The sequence below is a fragment of the Tundrisphaera lichenicola genome (assembly GCF_051175385.1).
GTDB classification, from domain to species: domain Bacteria; phylum Planctomycetota; class Planctomycetia; order Isosphaerales; family Isosphaeraceae; genus Tundrisphaera; species Tundrisphaera lichenicola.
In genome coordinates, this window is sequence record NZ_CP195106.1 from 3,293,986 (window position 1) to 3,314,214 (window position 20,229).

The 20,229-nt window shown below is 66.4% G+C and carries 15 protein-coding genes; 8 read left to right on the forward strand and 7 right to left on the reverse strand.

Annotation, left to right across the window (positions count from 1 at the left end; genetic code table 11):
* Positions 1 to 9: 9 nt before the first annotated feature.
* The 3 genes from P12x_RS13105 to P12x_RS13115 form a co-directional block, all read right to left on the reverse strand.
* The gene (locus P12x_RS13105; protein ID WP_435011314.1) at positions 10 to 1,488 is read right to left on the reverse strand and encodes a glutamate synthase subunit beta; all 1,479 of its coding nucleotides are present in this window, start codon (positions 1,486 to 1,488) and stop codon (positions 10 to 12) included.
* Entirely contained in the window at positions 1,481 to 6,070 is a 4,590-nt protein-coding gene (gltB, locus tag P12x_RS13110) for a glutamate synthase large subunit (RefSeq protein ID WP_435011315.1), read from the reverse strand. The genes P12x_RS13105 and gltB overlap by 8 nt, the downstream gene beginning before the upstream one ends.
* 115 nt (positions 6,071 to 6,185) lie before the next feature.
* A complete protein-coding gene (locus tag P12x_RS13115) occupies positions 6,186 to 7,166 on the reverse strand; it encodes a LysR family transcriptional regulator (RefSeq protein WP_435011316.1) in 981 nt (326 codons plus the stop codon).
* Positions 7,167 to 7,930: 764 nt separating this feature from the next.
* Here P12x_RS13115 and P12x_RS13120 point away from each other — a divergent pair.
* Positions 7,931 to 8,179, forward strand: coding sequence for a hypothetical protein (locus tag P12x_RS13120; protein ID WP_435011317.1), 249 nt, complete (start codon positions 7,931 to 7,933; stop codon positions 8,177 to 8,179).
* Positions 8,180 to 8,189: 10 nt separating this feature from the next.
* On the opposite strand, the gene P12x_RS13125 is transcribed toward P12x_RS13120, so the two are convergent.
* The 3 genes from P12x_RS13125 to P12x_RS13135 all read right to left on the reverse strand — a co-directional run bounded on the left by P12x_RS13125 (position 8,190) and on the right by P12x_RS13135 (position 10,220).
* Positions 8,190 to 8,828 (reverse strand): flavoprotein, encoded by a 639-nt coding sequence (locus P12x_RS13125; RefSeq protein WP_435011318.1) that lies wholly within the window; start codon positions 8,826 to 8,828, stop codon positions 8,190 to 8,192.
* Between the two features lie 41 nt (positions 8,829 to 8,869).
* Complete coding sequence (locus P12x_RS13130; RefSeq protein ID WP_435011319.1) at positions 8,870 to 9,109, reverse strand: hypothetical protein; 240 nt, start codon at positions 9,107 to 9,109, stop codon at positions 8,870 to 8,872.
* Positions 9,110 to 9,392: 283 nt separating this feature from the next.
* A complete protein-coding gene (locus P12x_RS13135) occupies positions 9,393 to 10,220 on the reverse strand; it encodes a restriction endonuclease (RefSeq protein ID WP_435011320.1) in 828 nt (275 codons plus the stop codon).
* A gap of 394 nt (positions 10,221 to 10,614) precedes the next feature.
* On the opposite strand from P12x_RS13135, the gene P12x_RS13140 reads away from it, so the two are divergent.
* Positions 10,615 to 11,193 (forward strand): hypothetical protein, encoded by a 579-nt coding sequence (locus P12x_RS13140; RefSeq protein ID WP_435011321.1) that lies wholly within the window; start codon positions 10,615 to 10,617, stop codon positions 11,191 to 11,193.
* A 108-nt stretch (positions 11,194 to 11,301) separates the two neighbouring features.
* Here P12x_RS13140 and P12x_RS13145 read toward each other — a convergent pair whose 3' ends face one another.
* Entirely contained in the window at positions 11,302 to 11,859 is a 558-nt protein-coding gene (locus tag P12x_RS13145) for a hypothetical protein (protein ID WP_435011322.1), read from the reverse strand.
* Positions 11,860 to 12,119: 260 nt separating this feature from the next.
* Here P12x_RS13145 and P12x_RS13150 point away from each other — a divergent pair, with 260 nt between their 5' ends.
* The 6 genes from P12x_RS13150 (at position 12,120) to P12x_RS13175 (ending at position 20,133) form a co-directional block, all read left to right on the forward strand.
* On the forward strand, positions 12,120 to 13,259 hold the full coding sequence (locus P12x_RS13150) for a DUF1559 domain-containing protein (protein WP_435011323.1): 1,140 nt from the start codon (positions 12,120 to 12,122) through the stop codon (positions 13,257 to 13,259).
* Positions 13,260 to 13,306: 47 nt separating this feature from the next.
* Entirely contained in the window at positions 13,307 to 13,513 is a 207-nt protein-coding gene (locus P12x_RS13155) for a hypothetical protein (protein ID WP_435011324.1), read from the forward strand.
* Positions 13,514 to 13,776: 263 nt separating this feature from the next.
* Positions 13,777 to 14,010, forward strand: a complete 234-nt coding sequence (locus tag P12x_RS13160) for a hypothetical protein (RefSeq protein WP_435011325.1) — start codon at positions 13,777 to 13,779, stop codon at positions 14,008 to 14,010.
* Between the two features lie 116 nt (positions 14,011 to 14,126).
* Positions 14,127 to 15,122: a hypothetical protein gene (locus tag P12x_RS13165; protein ID WP_435011326.1), complete on the forward strand. Its 996-nt coding sequence runs from the start codon at positions 14,127 to 14,129 to the stop codon at positions 15,120 to 15,122.
* Positions 15,123 to 15,252: 130 nt separating this feature from the next.
* Complete coding sequence (locus tag P12x_RS13170) at positions 15,253 to 18,213, forward strand: tetratricopeptide repeat protein (protein WP_435011327.1); 2,961 nt, start codon at positions 15,253 to 15,255, stop codon at positions 18,211 to 18,213.
* Positions 18,214 to 18,357: 144 nt separating this feature from the next.
* Positions 18,358 to 20,133 carry an NADPH-dependent assimilatory sulfite reductase hemoprotein subunit gene (locus tag P12x_RS13175; protein ID WP_435011328.1) on the forward strand — a complete coding sequence of 592 codons (1,776 nt, stop codon included), beginning with the start codon at positions 18,358 to 18,360 and terminating at the stop codon, positions 20,131 to 20,133.
* Positions 20,134 to 20,229 lie beyond the last annotated feature (96 nt).

Genomic DNA, 20,229 nt, shown 5'->3' on the forward strand with positions numbered 1-20,229 from the left:
AAGTAGAAATTACACAAACGGTCGCCGATCATTCCCATGATCGAGCGGCCTGGGCAGCTCGGTGTGGCCCATCAGGTATTTATCGATGGCGTGAGCGGCATGACGACCTTCGGCGATGGCCCAGACGATCAGGCTCTGGCCTCGGGACATGTCGCCCGCGACGAAGACCTTGGACTGGTTGGTCCGACGGTCGAGGTCGGCCTTGACGTTGCCCCGGTCGTCGAGCTCGATCCCCAGGCCGTCGATCAGGAGGCCCTTATCGGGGCCGGTGTAGCCGATCGCCAGGAGGACGAGATCGGCGGGATAAACCTTCTCGGTCCCGGGGACTTCGACGATCTTCCCCCTTCGGCCGTGCTCTCCGGGGTGGATCTCGACGTGGACCGTCTCCAGGGCCTTGACCTTGCCGTGATCGCCGAGGAACCGGCGGGTGTGGATCGAGTACTCTCGGACGCCCCCCTCTTCGTGCGCGGCGCTGGCCCGGAAGACGTTGGACCACTGCGGCCAGGGGTTGTCCGGCAGCCGGTCCTCGGGGGGATGCGGGTGGATCTGGAACTGGGCGACGCTCTTCGCCCCCTGGCGATGGACCGTCCCCAGGCAGTCGGCCCCGGTATCGCCGCCGCCGATGATGATTACATCCTTACCTTTAGCCGTGATGAACTGGTCGTCGGGGATGACGTCGCCGGCCACCCGCTTGTTCTGCGGGGTCAGGTAGTCCATCGCGAAGTGGATGCCGTCGAGTTGACGTCCGGGGATCTCGAGGTCGCGAGGGCGAGTCGCCCCGGCGCAGAGGCAGATGGCGTCGTACTCGGCCAGGAGCCGGTCGGGCGTGATGTCGTGCCCCACGTTCACGCCGGGCTTGAAGTCGACCCCTTCGGCCCTCATCTGGTCGAGCCGGCGGTCGATGTGGTGCTTCTCCATCTTGAAGTCGGGGATGCCATAGCGGAGGAGCCCCCCGATCCGGTCATCGCGCTCGAAGACGGTCACGTCATGCCCGGCTCGGGCCAGTTGCTGGGCGGTGGCCAGCCCGGCGGGGCCGGAGCCGACCACGGCGACCTTCTTGCCGGTCTTGATCCTGGGCAACTGGGGGACGATCCAGCCTTCCTCCCAGGCCCTGTCGACGATGCTCTCCTCGATCTGCTTGATCGCCACGGGCTGGTCGATCAGCCCGAGGACGCAGGCCGCCTCGCAGGGGGCCGGGCAGAGCTTGCCGGTGAACTCGGGGAAGTTGTTGGTCGCCTCCAGCCGCTCGATCGCCGCTTTCCACTGGTCCCGGTAGACCAGGTCGCTCCAGTCGGGGATGAGGTTGCCCAGCGGGCACCCCTGGTGGCAGAACGGGACGCCGCAGTCCATGCAGCGGGCGCCCTGCTCGCGAACCTTGAGGATCGGCAGCGGCTCGTAGACGACGCGGTAGTCGCCGACGCGCTCGGAGACCGGGCGGTAGGGATGCGTCTCGCGCGGGGTCTCCAGGAATCCGGTCGGCTTACCCACCGCTCACCTCCAACTGCTGCATCGCTTCTCGCTCCCGGGCCGCCTGGCGTTGCTGATCCAGGACTCGCCGATAGTCGACCGGCATGACCTTGACGAATTTGGGGACTGCCCAGTCCCAGTCGCCGAGCAACCGGGCGGCGACGGTGCTCTTGGTGTAGCCGGCGTGCTGGATCAGGAGATCGCGGACGGTCTCGATGTCCTCGGGCTCCTCCAGCTTCTCCAGGGCGACCATCCCCAGATTGCAACGCGCGGGGAACTCGTCGAACTCGTCGAAGATGAAGGCCGAGCCCCCGCTCATCCCGGCGGCGAAGTTCCGGCCGGTCGGCCCGATGACCACGGCGACGCCCCCGGTCATGTACTCGCAACCGTGGTCGCCGGTCCCCTCGACGACGGCCAGGGCCCCGCTATTCCGGACGCAGAACCGCTCTCCGGCCCGCCCTCGGAAGAAGGCCCGACCGCTGGTCGCCCCATAGAGGGCGACGTTGCCGATCACCACGTTGTCCTCGGCGACGAACTTCGCCAGGCGTGACGGGAAGACGACGATCTTGCCGCCGGAGAGGCCCTTGCCGACGTAGTCGTTGGCGTCCCCTTCGAGCATCAGGGTCATCCCCCGGGGGACGAAGGCCCCGAAGCTCTGCCCGGCCGAGCCGTGGAAGCGGAGCTTGATCGTGTCGTCGGGCAGTCCGGCGGCCCCGTATCGGCGGGTCAGCTCGGAGCCGAGGATGGTCCCGACAGTCCGGTTGACGTTCCGGATCGGCATCTCGATCTCGACCGCTTCGCCGCGTTCCAGGGCGGGGGCGGCCAGGGGGAGCAATTCCTGATCGAGCGCCTTGGCCAGCCCATGATCCTGCTCGATCGACTTCCGGACCGACGAGCCGGCGGGCGTCTCGGGCCGGTAGAAGATCTTGCTGAAGTCGAGCCCCCGGGCCTTGTAGTGGTCGATGGCCCGCTTCATGTCGAGCAGGTCGCTCCGGCCGATCATCTCGTCGATCGTCCGGAATCCCAGCTGGGCCATCAGCTCGCGGACCTCCTCGGCGACGAACCGGAAGAAGTTGACGACGTGCTCGACCTTCCCCTCGAACTTCTCGCGGAGCTTGGGGTTCTGGGTGGCGATCCCGACCGGGCAGGTGTCGAGGTGGCAGACCCGCATCATGATGCAGCCCATCACCACCAGCGGCGCGGTCGCGAATCCGTACTCCTCGGCCCCCAAGAGCGCGGCGATCACGACATCGCGGCCGGTCTTCAACTGGCCATCGGTCTGGACGATCACCCGGTCGCGGAGCCGGTTCAGGACGAGCGTCTGCTGGGTCTCGGCCAGGCCAAGCTCCCAGGGGATCCCGGCGTGCTTGAGCGAGGTCAGGGGGCTGGCCCCGGTCCCGCCGTCGTGGCCGGAGATCATGATCACGTCGGAGTGGGCCTTCGCGACGCCCGCCGCGACCGTTCCGACGCCGACCTCGGCCACCAGCTTGACGCTGATCCGGGCCCGAGGGTTGGCGTTCTTGAGGTCGTGGATCAGCTGGGCGAGGTCCTCGATCGAGTAGATGTCGTGGTGCGGGGGCGGGCTGATCAGCGAGACCCCCGGGGTCGAGAAGCGGACCTTGGCGATCCAGGGCCAGACCTTCTGGCCGGGGAGCTGGCCCCCTTCGCCGGGCTTGGCCCCCTGCGCCACCTTGATCTGGATCTCATCGGCGCTGACGAGGTACTCGCTGGTCACGCCGAATCGGCCCGAGGCCACCTGCTTGACCTTGCTCCGGCGATCGTCGCCGTTGGGATCCTTGATGTTCCGGGCGGGGTCCTCGCCCCCCTCGCCGGTGTTGCTCCGGCCGCCGATCCGGTTCATGGCGATGGCCAGGGTCTCGTGGGCCTCGCCGCTGATCGAGCCGTAAGACATGGCGCCGGTCGCGAACCGGGTGAAGATCGACTCGACCGGCTCGACCTCCTCGATCGGGATCGGCTGTCGCCCCTTGGTCTTGAACTCGAAGAGGCCTCGGAGCGTGCAGAGCCGCTCATTCTGCTCGTCGACCATCTTCGAATACTGCCGGAAGATCTCGGCCTTGCCGGATCGGGTGGCGTGCTGGAGCCGGAAGACGGTCTCGGGGTTGAAGAGGTGGAATTCCCCCTCGCGACGCCACTGGTACTGGCCGCCCCAGTCGAGCATCGCCGGCCCGACCTCGCGGTCGGCGTAGGCCTTCCGGTGGTGGTAGAGGGTCTCGCGGGCGATCTCCTCCAGCCCGACCCCGCCGATTCGCGAGGCGGTCTTCTCGAAGTAGCGGTCGATGAACTCGGAATTCAGGCCGATCGCCTCGAAGATCTGGGCGCCTCGGTAACTCTGGATCGTGCTGATGCCCATCTTGGACATCACCTTGACCACGCCCTTCTTGATCGCCTTCCGATACCGCTTGACGGCCTCGGCGTGGTCGACCTCGGGCCGGATCATCCCCTGCGAGATCATGTCGTCGAGGGTCTCGAACGCCACATACGGGTTGATCGTCCCGGCCCCATAGCCCAGCAGGAGGGCGAAGTGGTGGACCTCCCGGGCGTCGCCGCACTCGATGATCAGGCCGGCTCGGGTCCGCATCCCCATCCGGACCAGGTGGTGGTGGAGCCCGGCGCAGGCCAGGAGCGAGGGGATCGGGGCGTAATCGGCGTCGACCCCGCGGTCGGAGAGGATCAGGAGATTCGCGCCGCCCTTGATCGCGGCGACGGCCTCCTCGAACATCCGGTCCAGCGACCGCTCCATCCCCGCGGCCCCTTCGGCGGCGGGGAAGGTCATCCGGAGCGTGGCCGACTTGAACCCCCGCCAGCCGTTGAGCTGCTCCAGACGGGCCATCTCGTCGTTGTCGAGGATCGGGATCTCCAGCGCGATCTGCCGACAGCTCTCGGGCTTCGGCTCCAGCATGTTGCCCTCGCCGCCGGCCCCGGTCAGGACCGAGGTCACCAGCTCCTCGCGGATCGAGTCGAGCGGCGGGTTGGTCACCTGGGCGAAGAGCTGCTGGAAGTAGTTGAAGAGCGGCTGGGCCCGGTCCGAGAGCACGGCCAGCGGGGTATCGGTCCCCATCGAGCCGATCGCCTCCTCTCCGGCGTTACCCATCGGCATGAGGATGTACTTGAGGTCTTCGAGCGTGTAGCCGAAGGCCTGCTGGCGATGCAGGAGGGTCTCATGGTCGGGGCCCGGGACGTGCGGGGCCTCGGGGATCTCGGCCAGCGGGACCATGTACTCCTGGAGCCACTTCCCGTAGGGCTGGGCCGAGGCAATCGAGTGCTTCAGCTCCTCGTCGTCGATGATCCGGCCCTCCTGGAGGTCGACCAGGAACATCTTGCCGGGCTCGAGCCGCCCCTTCAGGACGACGTCCCCGGGCGGGACGTCGAGCACGCCAGCTTCCGAGCCCATGATGACGAGGTCATCCTTGGTCACCCAGTATCGGCTCGGGCGGAGGCCGTTCCGGTCGAGGACCGCGCCGATCACCTTGCCGTCGGTGAAGCCGATCGACGCGGGGCCGTCCCACGCTTCCATCAGGCAGGTGTGATACCGATAGAAGTCGCGCTTGACCTGCGACATCGTCTCGTGGTTTTCCCAGGCCTCGGGCACGAGCATCATCATGGCGTGGGGCAGCGAGTACCCCGAGCGGACCAAGAGCTCGACCGCGTTGTCCAGGCAGGCGGTGTCGCTCAGACCCTCTCGGATGATCGGCAGAAGCTTCTCGACGTCGCCCGGCTCGTAGAGCGAGGAGGCGAAGAGCGCCTCGCGGGCCCTCATCCAGTTGATGTTACCCCGGAGGGTGTTGATCTCGCCGTTGTGGGAGATCATCCGGTAGGGGTGGGCCAGCTCCCAGCTCGGGAAGGTGTTGGTGCTGAACCGCGAGTGGAACAGGCAGAGGGCGCTCTCGAGCCGCTCGTCGCCGAGGTCGGCCGCGAAGTACGCGCCCACCTGCGTCGGGGTGAGCATCCCCTTGTAGATCACGGTCCGGCACGAGAGCGAGCAGAAGTAGAAGAACTTGTGGTCGTCGAGCCCGGAGGTCTCGATCTCCTTCTCGAATCGCTTGCGGATCACGAAGAGCTTGCGTTCGAACCGATCCTCGTCGACGACCCCGGGCCCTCGGCCCACGAAGCCGTGGAAGATGGCCGGCTCGACCGACCGCGCCCCCAGGCCCAGCGAGGAATTGTCGGTGACCAGCCGCCGCCAGCCGAGGAAAACCTGGCCTTCCTCCTCGACGATCTTTTCGAAGAGCGCCATGCCGAAAGCTTGCTGCTCGGGGTCGGGCGAGGTGAAGAACGCCCCGACGCCGTACTCTCCCGGGCCGGGCTCGGCTACCCCGAGGGCCTGGCAACGCTCGGACAGGAAGACCTCGCGGAGGAACCGGTCGGGGATCTGGATCAGCATCCCGGCGCCGTCGCCCGTGTTATCCTCCCATCCGCAGGCCCCCCGGTGGTCCAGGTTTTCGAGGGCTTTCAGACCGTCGCGGACCAGCTTGTGCGATTTCCGACCCTTCACGTCGACGACGAAGCCGAGGCCGCAAGCGTCGTGCTCGTGACGGGGGTCGTAAAGGCCCTGAGGCGACGGAAGTCCTGATCCTGAACTCATTGGTAGCTCACTTTCCACGACCATTGCCGTGGGCTTCGTTTGCGGCGGGCCCTCGGGACGTCCGGAGGCCCGTTCGGGCCGCCTCGACTGTGGGACGCGACCCTGGGGATTAAGGTTAGAGGCCCTCGCCGGCGCCCCGTTTCGGGGCGTCCGCCGCGAAGGCCGGCCCATCGGCCGTCGATTTCGACGCCGTGACGGGGGCCGACGGTTCGGCGTCGGCCGTCAAGAGGGCGAGGAACCGAGAGGTGGCCAGGCCGAGCTGGTCCGACCTCCGGTGGATGATCGACAGGGGGCGAGTAGGTCGAGGTTCGCGGAACCGGATCGCGCGGAGCGTGCCCGCCTTCTCCTCCCCCGCGACCGTCGGGGCGGGCAGGATCGCCACGCCGCTGGGGACCTCGACCGCCCGCTTGATTGTCTCGATGTTGTCAAATTCCAGGGCCACGCGGACGTGGACCCCGTGCTTCCTGAGGAACCGATCGACCGCCCGACGGATGGGCAATCCCCCCTCGAACCCCACGAAGGTCTCGCCATCGAGCTGCTTGGCGTCCACGACGTCCAGCCCCGCGTAACGGTGCGAAGGGTGGACGGCCAGGACCATCTCCTCCTCGCGCCAGGGGATCGCCGAGAGTTCGGGCCACTTCCGGGGGAACGAGACGAGCCCCAGCTCGGCCTCGCCGCCGATGACGCTCTCGATCACGCGGGTCGGGTGCAGGTATTCGATCCGGACGTCCGCCTCGGGATAGGCCGCGCGAAACCGCTCGACGTACCGGCTCATGTGGTGCAGGCCGACCGAATAAATAGACGCCACCCGGACGGTCCCGGCCAGATGCCGGTCGTTCTCCAGGGCCTTGACCCGATTCTCGACCTCCAAGTAGCGACCGACCAGATCCTTGCACCCTTCGTAATAAACCTTGCCCTGGGCCGTCGGGACCAGTGGCCGCTTCGACCGATCGATCAGCTTCACGCCCAGGCGGACCTCGAGTTGATGGACCACCTGGCTCGCGGAGGATTGCGAAATCCCATTCTCCCGCGCCCCGCGCGAGAAGCTCGCCCAGCGCACCACGTCGCAGAAGATTTTGAGCGATTCGAGCTGCATGGACGCAATGCCTCTCGGCAAGTCCTCATACTGCACGCGGGACTCTATCGGGATTCGTAATAGTAATCCCGCACCGGGATCGAATGTCAAGGGGAAATCGCCGATTATGACACGGATCGCAACGAAGCTGGCCCTATATCAATCTCCTTTGATCGAGCGGGCCGACGGTCCCATTTCGCAGAGTGGAATAGGACGCCTTCAAGAATTCCGGTGGAGAACCGGCAAACGGCGAGCATCAATAGACGACGAATGGCCCCGAGCTCACCCCACAACCGCCAGAATAAAACAAAACACAAGCACAGTAGCAAAAACTATCGCTTGCTCACCCGAGACGAACAACGCCCCTTCGCCGTAGAATACAGCCTTACGCAAAGCGAGAACTGTCACGGGTCATGCACAAGGTGACACGCGCAGGAGATTGTCATGGTCTAGTCAGGGGTTAGCTATACCTGCCCGGACGATTTTATAGAAAGGATACCGGCTCTGATGGCTCGGGCTGGCATCACCTTGGAGACGCAGATCCAACCAGAGTTTGGCGAAGGCTGCGAAAGAAGCTTCGCCATTCGGATGTGTCGCGATCGGGGAACGGTCAAATTGGCTGGATTCTATTTCTTGGAAGAGGAGAGATTCATTTTGAATCTCAGCTGGGGTCGCAATCCGCTTCGCTGGTCCCGAGACGAGCAATTGTTCCGAATCGCCAAGGAGTTGTTGATGGACGCGGGAATGTCATATCTTGATCAATACCGTTGAAGCATCGGAGAGCAATGACTGAGGGATTTGCAGAAAACCCGCGAGGCTGCGCGACTCTGGCCTGGCGAGAGGTCGAGACGCTGATCGCCACGAGGATTTCCGCGAATTACGATCGGGCGGTCGAGATCCTCGTCGACCTTCGCGAACTCGCCGAACGGTCCGGACGTCCCGAGGAAGCTCGGACGCGAACCGAGGAGATTCGCCTGCGTCATACCAAGAAATCGTTGCTCATGACGCTGTTTTCCAAGAACAAGCTCGGGTGATTATCCCGGCCTATTCCAGAACCTGCCGGACGACCTCGGCGATGGCTGCCACTTCCGCCATCGCTCCTTGCCCGATATCGCCGCAGGCGAGACGCTTGGCCTGGGGGGAGACCAGGACGATCCCGGGTGCGTGGCGGGCGAAGACCTCGTCGGCCTCGTCCAGGGTCCACGAATCACCATGCCCGCCTTCGCCCCGATCTTCGAGGATCTGGCGGAGGTGCCTCCTGGTGATCGGGCTGTCCCACATCCGGGTGTTCATGGCCGGGGCCAGGATGACCGGCTTGGCGAAGTCCCAGGCGCGGAACAGGCAGGTCAGGAAGTTGTCGGAGAGCCCGAGGGCGAACTTGGCCAGGGTATTGGCGTCGAGCGGGGCCACCACGAGCAGGTCAGCCCATCGGCGAAACTCGATATGCAAGACCGGGTCGTCGCGTTGCCATCGGTGGTCGGGCCACTCGTCGGAGTCGCGGAAGACGGGGCCGCCGAGCGGGTCGAACGGGTCGAGGGCCAGTTCGGCCGGGTCGAAGAAATGGGTCGAGGGTTCGGTCGCGACCACTCGGACGCGGTGCCCCGGCGAGCGGAGCCCCTCGAAGAGCGCGGGGGTCCGCAGGGCTGCCACCGAGCCGGTCACTCCGAGGACGATCTGGGACATGGGGGGATTCTCGCCCGGTCGAAGGAGACGACCGGATCTTCTTAGCGACGATCGGCCGAGAGCGGTTCGACGGCCTGATTGACGGCCGCCGTCAGGTTGTTCCAGAGGTTCGCGCGGAGCTGGAGTTGCTCGCGACGGGTCAGGAGCAGGCGCTCGTTGGCCCTTTGGGACAGCATGGCGACCACGGCCCGGAGGTCGGCCCGGAGGAGTCCTTCGAGATCCTCGAACTCCGCGGGTAAATCCAGGTCGCTCAACGCCGCATCATTCTTGCAAGTGGCCATTCCAAACCCTCCTTGGCTGGTCGTGACGCGTCGGATCGCGGTATCACCCCGCGATCACCAGGCCGAGGCTAACCCGCGCGTCGACTCCCAGTCAAGCAACTTCTAACCCGCCCCATTCCCGTTCCCATGTTGATTTGCCGGACATCGCCGAGGCCCCTTCGCTGGTCTCGAAATCTGCAACTTGCGGGCCATCCCCATCTGGATTCTAGGATAGAGGGAACCCAATGCCGGCCAGTTCTGTAAATTTGTCGAAATACCCGCGAGGATGGCGACGCGGGCCGCCTCAGAACCAGGCGGGCTCGGGTTCCTTACGGGCACCCGGCCCCATCGCTTCCTGCACCAGCTCGACCAGTCGAGGGCCGTCGATCAGCTCGATCGGATGATCGACGGCGAACTTGTCGGCGGCCAGCGTGAAGGTCCGCGTGGTGACGAAGTAGCCCTTGTGGCTCCGGGTATGATGGATCGTCCCGAGGAATTTCTGGAGCTCGGGCGAGCCCACCACGCCCCGGCTGAAGTACTTGCACTGGACGATCCCGTTGAGGCCGCCCCGGCGTACCTTCAGGTCGACCCCCTCGTCCCCCGACCCTCCCACATGCTCGACCTCGAACCCGAGCGCCTCGAAGATCTCGCCCACGAACTCCTCGAACCCTTCGGGCGTCAGCGAGGCCAGTTGCGAGAGCTTCAGCTCCGCCCGACGCCCTTGCTGCCGGATCTTATCCGCATGCTCCTTGCCGTCGCGGACCCGCTCGCGGATCGATCGGCAGTCGTCCTCGACCCTCGCCCGATCGGCCTCGTCGAGTCGCCCCACGTACCGGTCGATCTTGAACAACGCGTTCTGGATCGTGTTGTCCAGCCGGAGCCGTTCGGCCTTGGTCAGCGTGTTCTGGTAGCGGCGGAAGACGGCATATTCCAGGTGCTCGATCGCCCCGGCCAGCTCCGCGTCGGAGCCGATCGTGGCGGCATCGTCGCGATAAGCGACGCTCGACCAGAGCAGGCCCTGGCGTCCCGAGGCCGATGAGGCCGACGAGGCCGCGGCCTCATCGGGAGAATCACGCTGGGCCTTCAACCAATCGAGCAACATCGCCGCGCACCGGGGTCCGAGACACTCCATCGTCCTCAATCTCCTCAACCATGCAAGCACGCCATTTTCTAGACGGACGAATCAGCCGGGCGTGACAGGCGAAGTCCATAATTCCGGTATGCTCGGTCCCGGGTCCGCCTGCAAGCGAAATCCATTTCATCGACAAAATCACTCATCCTGGCATTTCGATCCGGGTTCGGGGCGAATTGCGATGGCCGAGTTCCCTCGCGCACCGCCCGGGGATCGGCTTGATCCTGGGGGGAATGGTCGGTTGATGACGATCGCGCAAGCGTCGAGGTCGGCCGGGACGCTGGCGGCTGGCCTTCGCCCGAGAAGATAGGATATAGTGGTGAAGAGTGGCACCGCGAGGTTGCCCCAATCCAGTCCGCTCGTCCGTTGCCCAAGGCAGGCGAGGAGAGGTCCGATGTCGACCGCCGGGAAAGTCCTGACCGTCCTGATCCTGCTGGTGATGATCATCTGGGTGGTGGTCCTCTCGGGGGTCACGACTCTCAATGTGAATTGGGAACAGAAGATCGACAAGCAGGAAAAACAACTCCAGACACTCCAGGCCGACGCCGAGAAGGCAGCCTCCGATATCATCCGGCTGACCGAGCAGGCCCGTCGCGAGCAGGACGCCACCGAGCGTGACCTCGCCGAGGTCCTGGTCCGGATCGCCACCGCCGAGCGCCGGCAGTCGGCCACCGTCGAGAGCCTGACCCGGCTCAAGGCGGAGGTTGCCGACTACACGGCCGCCGTCGAGCGGGCCGAAATCAACAAGAAGAACCGAGACGCCGAATTCGCGCAGGTCGAGGAAGACGTCCGGAAGAAGCTCGACGAGATCGCCAAGTCGCAGACGCTCAACTCGGACCTCCGCGATCAACTCGCCAAGCTCCAGGATGATTTCAAGAAGCTCATGGCCGACAATACGGCCCAGGTCGAGCAGGCCGTCAAGGCCGGTCGAGCCCGCCCCGCTTCCAGCCCCAGGCCCGCCCCGGCGTCCTGAGATCCAAGACCTTCACGGCAAGCGTAACTCGCTCGATCAAATGCTTGACCCCCGGAAGTCGGCAACCGCCGCCCTTCCGGGGGTCATTTTTTATTGACCATCCCTCGATCAAGGGGCCTTGAACTCGATCAATTCGGTGGTCACGGTCGTTTCGGCCGTCGGGATCTCGGTCACCGACTTGACCAATCGTCCCGGCAACTCGTCCGACATCCAGGTCCGGGTCAGCAAGTCCAGGTTGCCGTCCCCCTTCGACTTGCTGTCGAACCAGACCGATTTGAACTCCTTCTCGCCGACCTTGATCGTCTCTTCCCCCTGATTGCTGGCCCCTCGGGGCTTGCCGATATCCTCCTTCTTGACACCCGGCAAGAGCGGGAATTTCCGATTGATCCGGACGATTTCCGGCGCATTCTCGACCGTCGTACCGGTCGCGTCGCTGACCTTGCGAGACTCGAGGATCGCCACGTCCGGCTTGAGTTCCTTCAACGTGGTCGTGATGGTCGTCGTGAGCAAGCGGCCCTTCGACGCGGTCCTGGTCCTGAGGGTGACGCTGGTACCGATGGGATGACCGGCCCAGCTCAGATAGGCGGGATGATCCACGTCTTCGGCCGGGCAGGCCGAGGCGATGGCGGCCAGGATGGCGGTCGCGGCGATCGGGACGAGACGCATCGGCGATGGCTCCGGGATGGATGGGGGTGCCGGGGGCGACCTCGGCCGGGTCGCCCCACAGCCGGCAATTGTCGCCGCCATACTCGCGATCAACAAGCCATTCATCAAACATTCATATCTCAGGGTCAGCCAGCCCATAATCGTCGGCAAGATTCTCGAAAACTACGCCGTATCCACGATCAGCGTTAACACCCCTCGCTTAGATTAGCCCCTCGCTCCTTGGATTCCCTCCATCCTTCCCATTGCGAGAGAAGCCGACAATGCTGCCGAAGCGAACCGATGGTTCATCGCGACGAGCGGGTTTCACGCTCATCGAGCTGCTGGTGGTGATCGCGATCATCGCCGTGCTCATCGCCCTGCTCTTGCCGGCCGTTCAGGCCGCCCGCGAGGCCGCCCGACGCGCCCAGTGCACCAACAACCTGAAGCAGATCGGCCTGGGCTTCATGAACTTCGAGAGTGCCAACACGCACTTCCCGCAGGGCCCGTACGACGGCGATCCGAACGCGGTCGATTCCTCGGGCAACCCGGTCCCATCGCAGAGCATCTACGACGAAGACTGGATGGCCGGCGGCTACGAGACCTCGACCTGCTGCAATGCCTTGCATCCGAACGGCTACAACCAGTTCTTCAAGATCCTGCCCTACATGGAGCAGCAGACGGTCTACAACCTCGCGAACTTCTCGGTGCCCCCGCTTGCCGGCTCTCGCCCGGCCGACTACGGCGGGCAGGACAGCGTGGCCGCGGTGGCGATCCCCAGCTTCTACTGCCCGAGCCGCCGGGCTCCCGAGCGTTACGGGTCGGGCCTGACGGGCAAGAATGATTACGCCGGTTGCGCGGGCTTCTTCCAAGGCCAGGCCTACGAGTGCACCGGCGGCGCCAATGACAACCCCACACTCCACATCCCGGAGGCCCCGAACGGCGCCTCGCCTCGGGCCAACGAGCGGGCGGCGATCAACCAGGGGAACACCGCCAAGCGTAAAGGTGCGATCCTCCAGGGGACCCGCGGCAAGCGGACCCTGGCCGACTTCACCGATGGGACCTCGAACTCGATCCTGGCCGCCGAGAAGTCGCTGCCCCTGAGCCGCCTCGGAGCCGACGGTGGCGACAACGAGCGCTGGCAGAACGCTGGCTGGGACGAGGACTGCGTCCGCTTCCACTTCGTCCCGGTCCCCGACTCCGCCGCCCCGGCCTTCAAGGGTGCAATCTGCCAGACGCCCCCGAACATGACGGACACCAACACGGCCTGGCGGCGGATGTTCGGCGGCTCGCACCCCGGCGGGATCAACGCCGTGCTCGGCGACGGCTCGGTTCGGTTCATCAAGTTCAGCGTCGACCCCAGCGCCTTCCGTCGCCTCAGCGTGATCGACGACGGCGAGGTCCTCAGCGCCGACTCCTACTGACCAGGACCCAGCGACTTTCCTTCACGACCGACACGAGAGGTGCAACCGTGCGTCAACCGATTGCCCTGGCAATCCTGATCGGAGCGACCCTGCTCCCAGGCTGCGGCGGTGATTCTCAGGCGACCTCGAAAATCGAGCCCCTGAAGCTCACCCCCGAGCAAGTGGCCGAGATCCAGAGCCAGGATCAGAGCGTGGAAGACGAAGAGACCGGCTCGAAGGTGGCACCCGTACGCACCAAGAAGAAGAAGCGTTAAGTTTGCCCGGAGGGCCCTCGCCCCTCGATCCTCGAAGCCCCATCTCGCGACCCCGGCCGGGCGGCCATGACTGCCCGGCCGGGGTCGTCGCGCGCCTTCCGGAAATCCTTCTCTGGCCTTCGAGGAATCCGCCCGGGTCGGCCGGTCGCTAGGTCTTCGAGACCGCCAGGATCCGCAGCGGGTGTAACCAAGTTCTCTGGTGGTGAATCGTCCGTCCTGGCAAATTGGGTGGACTTCTTGAACCCGACACCCGGAGTTCCGCCATGACACGGAAGGTGATCACCCTGGAGATCGAGGCCGAGGACGAGGATCTGATTCGCGGCTACGCCGGCTTCGTCGGCGAGATGAAGGATCTCGCCGCCACCACCCCCGATGGCTCGGTCCTCGACGTCTGCGAGGAGGCCGTCATCGAACAGGGTCGCGAGCACCAGCGTCGGCTCCTCCAACGCGCCGTCCGGGCTCGGCTCGAGCACGCCGAGAAAAAAGGGCTCTCCTGAGAATCTGCTCGTGTGGACAGGTTCGCGAGAATCGCGGGACCGCCACGCGCGAGGTCTTCACCTGCCTGGGGGCGATCACCTTGAGGCGGCACTGGTGGGGCTCGCGATGCCCTTGCGTGCCGGGAGGCTATCACGCCGATACCGTCCTCGGGCTCGACGGCGGCCTCAGCCCTCGATTGCAACGCAAGGCCTGCCGTAGTGCCGCCGACCTGTCATTCGTGCGGACCCGCGAGAACCTGCTCGAGCTGCTCGGCGTCTCGCCGGCGGCCGAGACCCTGCGGGTCTATTGCGAACGTCAGGCCGGCCGGATCGCGCGTTGGCAGGGCACCGAGACCGCCTCGGCCGAGGGCTTCGGAGAGGCCGAAGGTGGCTGGGAGTTCGCCGTCGACGCCGGCAAGGTCAACACCCGTGAGAAGGGCTGGCGCGACCTGAAGATCGCCGTGGCCCAGAAGCGACCGACGGCCAAACCGGCGACCCCCCAGCAGTGGGAGTCGCGCGTCTTGCCCAAGGCTACCGCCCGAGTGATGTGGGCCGACATCTCGGCGTCCCGGCGATTCCGCCGGTCCTGGCACGCCCGGCTGAAGCGGCTGGGTCTGCCGGCGATGGCCCGCCTGCACGTGCTGGGGGACGGGGCGTCATGGATCTGGAAGGCGGCCGGCCGGGCCCTGACCGGATGCCGGCAGACCCTGGATATCTACCACGCCAGCCAGCACATCGCCCTCGCCGGCAAGCGGCTCTTTGGCGAAGGGACAGCCGAGGCGACCACGTTCCACGAGCACGGCCGCGAGTTGCTCCTGAAGGAGGGCTGGGGCGGGGTCTGTCGCCTGATCGGCGAGGAACTGGAACGCGAGGACACGCCGCAGAGGCGGGGGGCTCTGGAGCGACTGCTGAACTACTTCCTGGCTCACCTGACGCGGTTGGATTACGCGGGCCGTCTGGCGGCCGGCGATGCGATCGGGAGCGGGGTGGTGGAGGGTGCGGCGAAGACCCTGGGTCTGAGGCTGAAAGCTCGCGGGGCCCGCTGGCGGCACAAGAACGCCCGAGCCATGGCCGCCCTGATCTGCTGCCGCCACACCGACCAATGGGACCTATTCTGGAAGTGGGCGGCGTGAAACCCAAGAATTGCTGGTTACACCCTCCGCAGCTCCGGCCCTCGATCTTATTGTCCGCCGTCCGCGATTTGTGAGAAGATCGCGGGCGATCGACGATCCGACGATGCATGATGCTGGAGATGCGCCCGCGATGCCCCATCCGGCCGACCAAAACCTCTTGCTGGGCGTCCTGGCGCTCCAGATGGAATTCATCTCGTCGGACGCCTTGCTCGACGCGATGAAGGCCTGGACGTTCGAGAAGGGACGATCCATCGCGGAGATCCTCGTGGAGCGCGGAGAGCTCGACCCGGCGGACCGCGACGCCCTCCGGCCGATCCTCGACCGCCACCTCGCGAGGCACGGGGGCGATCCCGCCCGGAGCATCGCGGCCCTGGATCTGGGCACCTCGTCCCTGGAAGTCTTGAGGACGCTCGGCGAACTCGAGGTGGTCGAGGACTCGGATCGGACCTTCGCGACGCGGTCTCCGATCTCCCTCGACTCGACCGCGATCCTCAATTACGACCCTGGCGATCTCCCCACTTCCCCCCGATACCACCGGGTCCGGCTCCACGCCCGGGGGAACCTCGGCGAGGTGTTCGTCGCCCACGACAAGGAGTTGCATCGGCACGTCGCCCTGAAGCAGATCCAGGAGCGGAACGCCGACGACTCCTCCAGCCAGGCCCGATTCTTTTTCGAGGCCGAGGTGACCGGCGGGCTCGAACACCCCGGGATCGTCCCCGTCTACGGCCTGGGCCGATACCACGACGGCCGCCCCTACTACGCGATGAGGCTGATCCAGGGCGACAGCCTGACCGAGTCGATCGCGGCCTATCACGCGGCGGGGTCCGAGGGGTCCCGACCCGGGGCGCGGATGCTCGAGCTTCAGAAGCTGCTCCGTCGATTCCTGGACGTCTGCAACGCGGTCGCCTATGCCCACAGCCGAGGGATCCTCCATCGGGACCTGAAGCCCTCCAACATCATGGTGGGCAAGTACGGCGAGACGCTCGTGGTCGACTGGGGCCTGGCCCGCCCGATCGTCCCCGGTTCGGGCCCCGGCGGGTCGCTCGACCTCGACGAGCCCCTGCTGCAGGCGCCCTCGGGGAGCGACGTCTCGCGGACCATCGCGGGCTCGGTGGTGGGCACGCCGGCCTACATGTCCCCCGAGCAGGCCGCCGGCCTCCTCGACCAGCTCGGCCCGGCCAGCGACGTCTACAGCCTGGGCGCGACCCTCTATCACATCCTGACCGGTCGCCCGACGTTCGGGTCGAGCGACGTCCTGGACGTCCTCCATCGGGTCCAGCAGGGGGACTTCCCTCCCCCGCGCGAGGTCGAGCCGACGGTGCCCCGGGCCCTCGACGCGATCACCCGGAAAGCGATGGCGACCCGCCCCGGGGACCGCTACGCGACCCCGCTGGAACTGGCCGCCGACCTCGAGCACTGGCTGGCCGACGAGCCGATCTCGGCGCTCCCCGAGCGCCGGGCCGATCGGCTGGCCCGCTGGGCCCGGCAGCACCGGGCGGCGACCCTCTCCGCGGCCGCGACCCTCCTGGGGATCGCGATCGCGGCGACCTCGGCCGCCTTCCTCATCGCCGTCGCCCGGGGCGAGACCCGCAAGGCCCTGGAGGCCCGGACCGAGGCCCTCGTCGCCCAGACCCGGGCCACCGGGCGGATGACCCGGGCCCTCGATGCCGCCCGACTGGCCAACGACCGGGAGAAGGCCGCCAAGCAGGCGGCGCTGGACGAGGCGGAGAAGGCCAACAGCGTCGCCAACTTCCTCGTCGGCCTGTTCCAGGAGGCCGACCCGGTCGCGGCGGCCGGCCGGACCTTCGGCGCCGCCGGGCGGTCGAGCGAGGGCCTGACCGCCCTCAACGTGGTCGACCGGGGTGCCAAGGCCCTGGAGGACCAGCTCCGCGACCGACCGCTGGTCCGCGCGGCGATGCTCGACTCGATCGGCAACGTCTACGTCGGGCTGGGCGCGACCGATCGGGCCGAGCCGATCCTGACCGAGGCCCTCGAGATCCGCCGTCGAGAGCTGCCGCCGGACCACCTCGATGTCGCCGCGAGCTTGCATTCGCTCGGCTGGGCCAAGGAAGCCCGGTTCGACCCGGATAGCGTGGGCCTCCTGCGCCGAGCGTTGGAGATTCGGTCCGCCAAGCTCAGCTCGGACGACCCAAGCGTCGCCGCCACCCAGTTCCACCTCGCGATCGCGCTAATTGCCGGAAAACTCGGGACCTCCCAGGAGATCGACCGCCTGCTCGGGGAATCCCTGGCGACCCGACGACGACGACTGGGACCATCCAGCCACCAGGTCGCCGTCCAGCTCGTCTTCATGGCCTACCTCGAGGCCATGAGGGATGAGCATCTCCGGGCCGCGCCTCTGTTCCTGGAGGCGGCGAAGATCGCCCTCCAGCGAGGCGAGACGCGGGCGGCGACGAACCTCACCGCGTACGTCAAGGCCGAGGGACTCCAGAGGATCGTCGGCCCCGAGCGATCCCTGCCGGCCTTCGCCCGATGCATCGAGGAGGCCACCCGGGCCTTCGGCGAGGATCATTTCGTGACCACCTACTTCATCACGATCTACGCGGACAAGCTCCTGCGGGCCGGCAAGCCCGCCGAGGCCGAGAAGTATTACCGCGAGAGCCTGGCCCATCTCCGGCGGGTCCACGCTCCCGACCCCATGATCGCCTCCATGATCCTCAACGTCGCCCGGGCCCTTCGCGATCAGGGCCGGGCCTCCGAAGCCCAGAAAGTCGCCCGCGAGGCGTTGGAGATCCTCCGCGGGTGCCAACAGTCGATCCACGTGAAAGGATCCCTCTCCCAGGCCTGCCAGGTCGTCGGGCTTTTGGACTGGAATCTGGGCGATCACGGCGAGGCCCCCATCGCCCTCCTCCAAGAAGGGGTGAAGCTCCGCCGCGAGGTGTTCGGGCCGGAATCCCCGATGCTCGCCGATACGCTCCACTACCTCGCCTCGTTCTACGCGCAGGCCAGGCGGGACGATGAGGCGATCGCCGCTTACGAGGAAGCCCTGAGGATCGCCCGGAACGGCCCCGGCCCGCCCCCCACCTGGCAGGAGCGGGCCCAGAAGACGCTCGACCGACTCCGGGCCCGCTGACCGGGGGCCGACGGCCATCCGCCCGGCCGACGTTGATCCCGATGACCCGGGCCGGTACAATGATCATCACAATCTTCATGCGGGAACCGATGTTTCCCGAAGGCACGAGGGCCTGTGCCGCGCCGCCCGGGTCAGGAGTAGGGGATGACGACCGAGTCGAAGCCGCCAGTCACGCCCAAGCCGAGCAAGGTCGAGGCGATCAAGCTGGCCAGTGAGTACCTCAAGGTCCACTTGGCCGACGAGGCGTTCAACGGGATCTCGCACTTCACCGAGGATGCGGCCACCGTCCTGAAGTTCCACGGGAGCTACCAGCAGGACGACCGCGACCATCGGACCCTCCTCAAGCGGGAGGGCAAAGAGAAGGCGTACTCGATGATGGTCCGGGTCCGGATGCCCGGCGGAAAATGCACGCCGGAGCAATATCTGGCCATCGACGAGCTGGCGCGGACCATCGGCAACGGCACGATCCGGATCACCACCCGCCAGGAATTCCAGCTCCACGGGATCCCCAAGTCCGACCTCGGCACGATGATCCGCACGATCAACGAGGTCCTGCTCTCCACCCTGGCCGCCTGCGGCGACGTCGAGCGGAACGTCCTGACCTGCCCCGCGCCGATCCGCGACGGGGTCCGAGACGCCATGCAGGACGATGCCGACGCCTTCATCTCCCACTGCGCCCCGAGGTCGATGGGCTATTACGACGTCTGGCTCGACGGCGAGAAGGTCGACAACCCCCTGCTCCCCAAGGCCGGCCCGATCAAGGTCCCCACCGCCGGCGACGACCCGGTCGAGCCGATCTACGGCAAGGCCTACCTCCCGCGCAAGTTCAAGACGGCTTTCGCCTTGCCCGAGGATAATTGCACCGACGTCTACGCCAACGACCTCGGTTATCTGGCCGTGGTCGAAGGCGGCAAGCTGGTCGGCTACAACGTCCTGGTCGGGGGCGGCCTGGGCACGACCCCCAGCGCCGGCAAGACCTTCCCGGCGCTGGCCCTGGAGATGGCCTACGTCGACCGGGACGACCTCCTGGCCGTGGGCGAGGCGGTCATCAAGGTCTATCGCGACTTCGGCAACCGATCCGACCGCAAACGAGCACGGATCAAATATCTGATCCATGACTGGGGGATGCCCGCCTTCCGGGCCAAGGTCGAGGAATACCTCGGCCGGAAGCTCGCCGACCCCAAACCGATCACCGTGACCGACGTCGACGACCACCTCGGCTGGCACGAGCAAGGCGACGGCAAGCTGTTCCTGGGGCTCCCGGTCGAGAACGGCCGGATCAAGGACGAGGGGGACTTCCGACTCCTGGCGTTCCTCAAGGCGTACTTCGAGAAATACCCGACCCCGTCCCGGATGACCTGCCAGCAGTCGATCCTGCTGGCCGGGATCGACCCCGCCCACAAGGCCGAGATCGAGGCCATGCTGGAGGAATACGGCGTCGCCCAGGTCGAGCGTTATTCCACCGTCCGAAGGTGGTCGATGGCCTGCCCGGCGATGCCCACCTGCGGGCTGGCCGTGACCGAGGCCGAGCGGGCCCTCCCGACGATCATGGACCAGATGGAAGTGGCCCTGACCACGCTCGGGCTCGAAACCGACCGCTTCACCGTCCGGATGACCGGCTGCCCCAACGGCTGCGCCCGCCCCTATAACGCGGACATCGGCCTGGTCGGGCGGTCGGCCACGAGGAACGACGACGGGACGCCCGGGCCGGGAACCTACACCGTGTTCCTGGGAGGCCGGACCCTCGGCGACCGGCTCAACGTCGAGTTCAAGGACTACGTCCCGTTCGACCGGGTGGTCCCCGAACTGGTCCCGGTGTTCGCCCGCTACAAGGCCGAGCGCCTTGAAGACGAGACACTCGGCGACTTCTGCCACCGGGTTGGCGTAGAGTCTCTGGTGGGCGAGGCCAGCCCGGCGTAAGATCGCCGGAATGCCCCTTCGTAGTCCCGTAGGGTCCGCTCGGCGGACCGTCTCCTTGGCGTTGACGCGACAGGAGACGGTCCGCCGAGCGGACCC

Excerpts from the sequence above, each read along its gene's own strand:
- gltB (WP_435011315.1), bottom strand. The coding sequence starts at position 6,070 with ATGAGTTCAGGATCAGGACTTCCGTCGCCTCAGGGCCTTTACGACCCC.
- P12x_RS13115 (WP_435011316.1), bottom strand. The coding sequence starts at position 7,166 with ATGCAGCTCGAATCGCTCAAAATCTTCTGCGACGTGGTGCGCTGGGCG.
- P12x_RS13120 (WP_435011317.1), top strand. The coding sequence starts at position 7,931 with ATGACTGAGGGATTTGCAGAAAACCCGCGAGGCTGCGCGACTCTGGCC.
- P12x_RS13125 (WP_435011318.1), bottom strand. The coding sequence starts at position 8,828 with ATGTCCCAGATCGTCCTCGGAGTGACCGGCTCGGTGGCAGCCCTGCGG.
- P12x_RS13130 (WP_435011319.1), bottom strand. The coding sequence starts at position 9,109 with ATGGCCACTTGCAAGAATGATGCGGCGTTGAGCGACCTGGATTTACCC.
- P12x_RS13135 (WP_435011320.1), bottom strand. The coding sequence starts at position 10,220 with ATGGAGTGTCTCGGACCCCGGTGCGCGGCGATGTTGCTCGATTGGTTG.
- P12x_RS13140 (WP_435011321.1), top strand. The coding sequence starts at position 10,615 with ATGTCGACCGCCGGGAAAGTCCTGACCGTCCTGATCCTGCTGGTGATG.
- P12x_RS13145 (WP_435011322.1), bottom strand. The coding sequence starts at position 11,859 with ATGCGTCTCGTCCCGATCGCCGCGACCGCCATCCTGGCCGCCATCGCC.
- P12x_RS13150 (WP_435011323.1), top strand. The coding sequence starts at position 12,120 with ATGCTGCCGAAGCGAACCGATGGTTCATCGCGACGAGCGGGTTTCACG.
- P12x_RS13160 (WP_435011325.1), top strand. The coding sequence starts at position 13,777 with ATGACACGGAAGGTGATCACCCTGGAGATCGAGGCCGAGGACGAGGAT.
- P12x_RS13170 (WP_435011327.1), top strand. The coding sequence starts at position 15,253 with ATGCCCCATCCGGCCGACCAAAACCTCTTGCTGGGCGTCCTGGCGCTC.
- P12x_RS13175 (WP_435011328.1), top strand. The coding sequence starts at position 18,358 with ATGACGACCGAGTCGAAGCCGCCAGTCACGCCCAAGCCGAGCAAGGTC.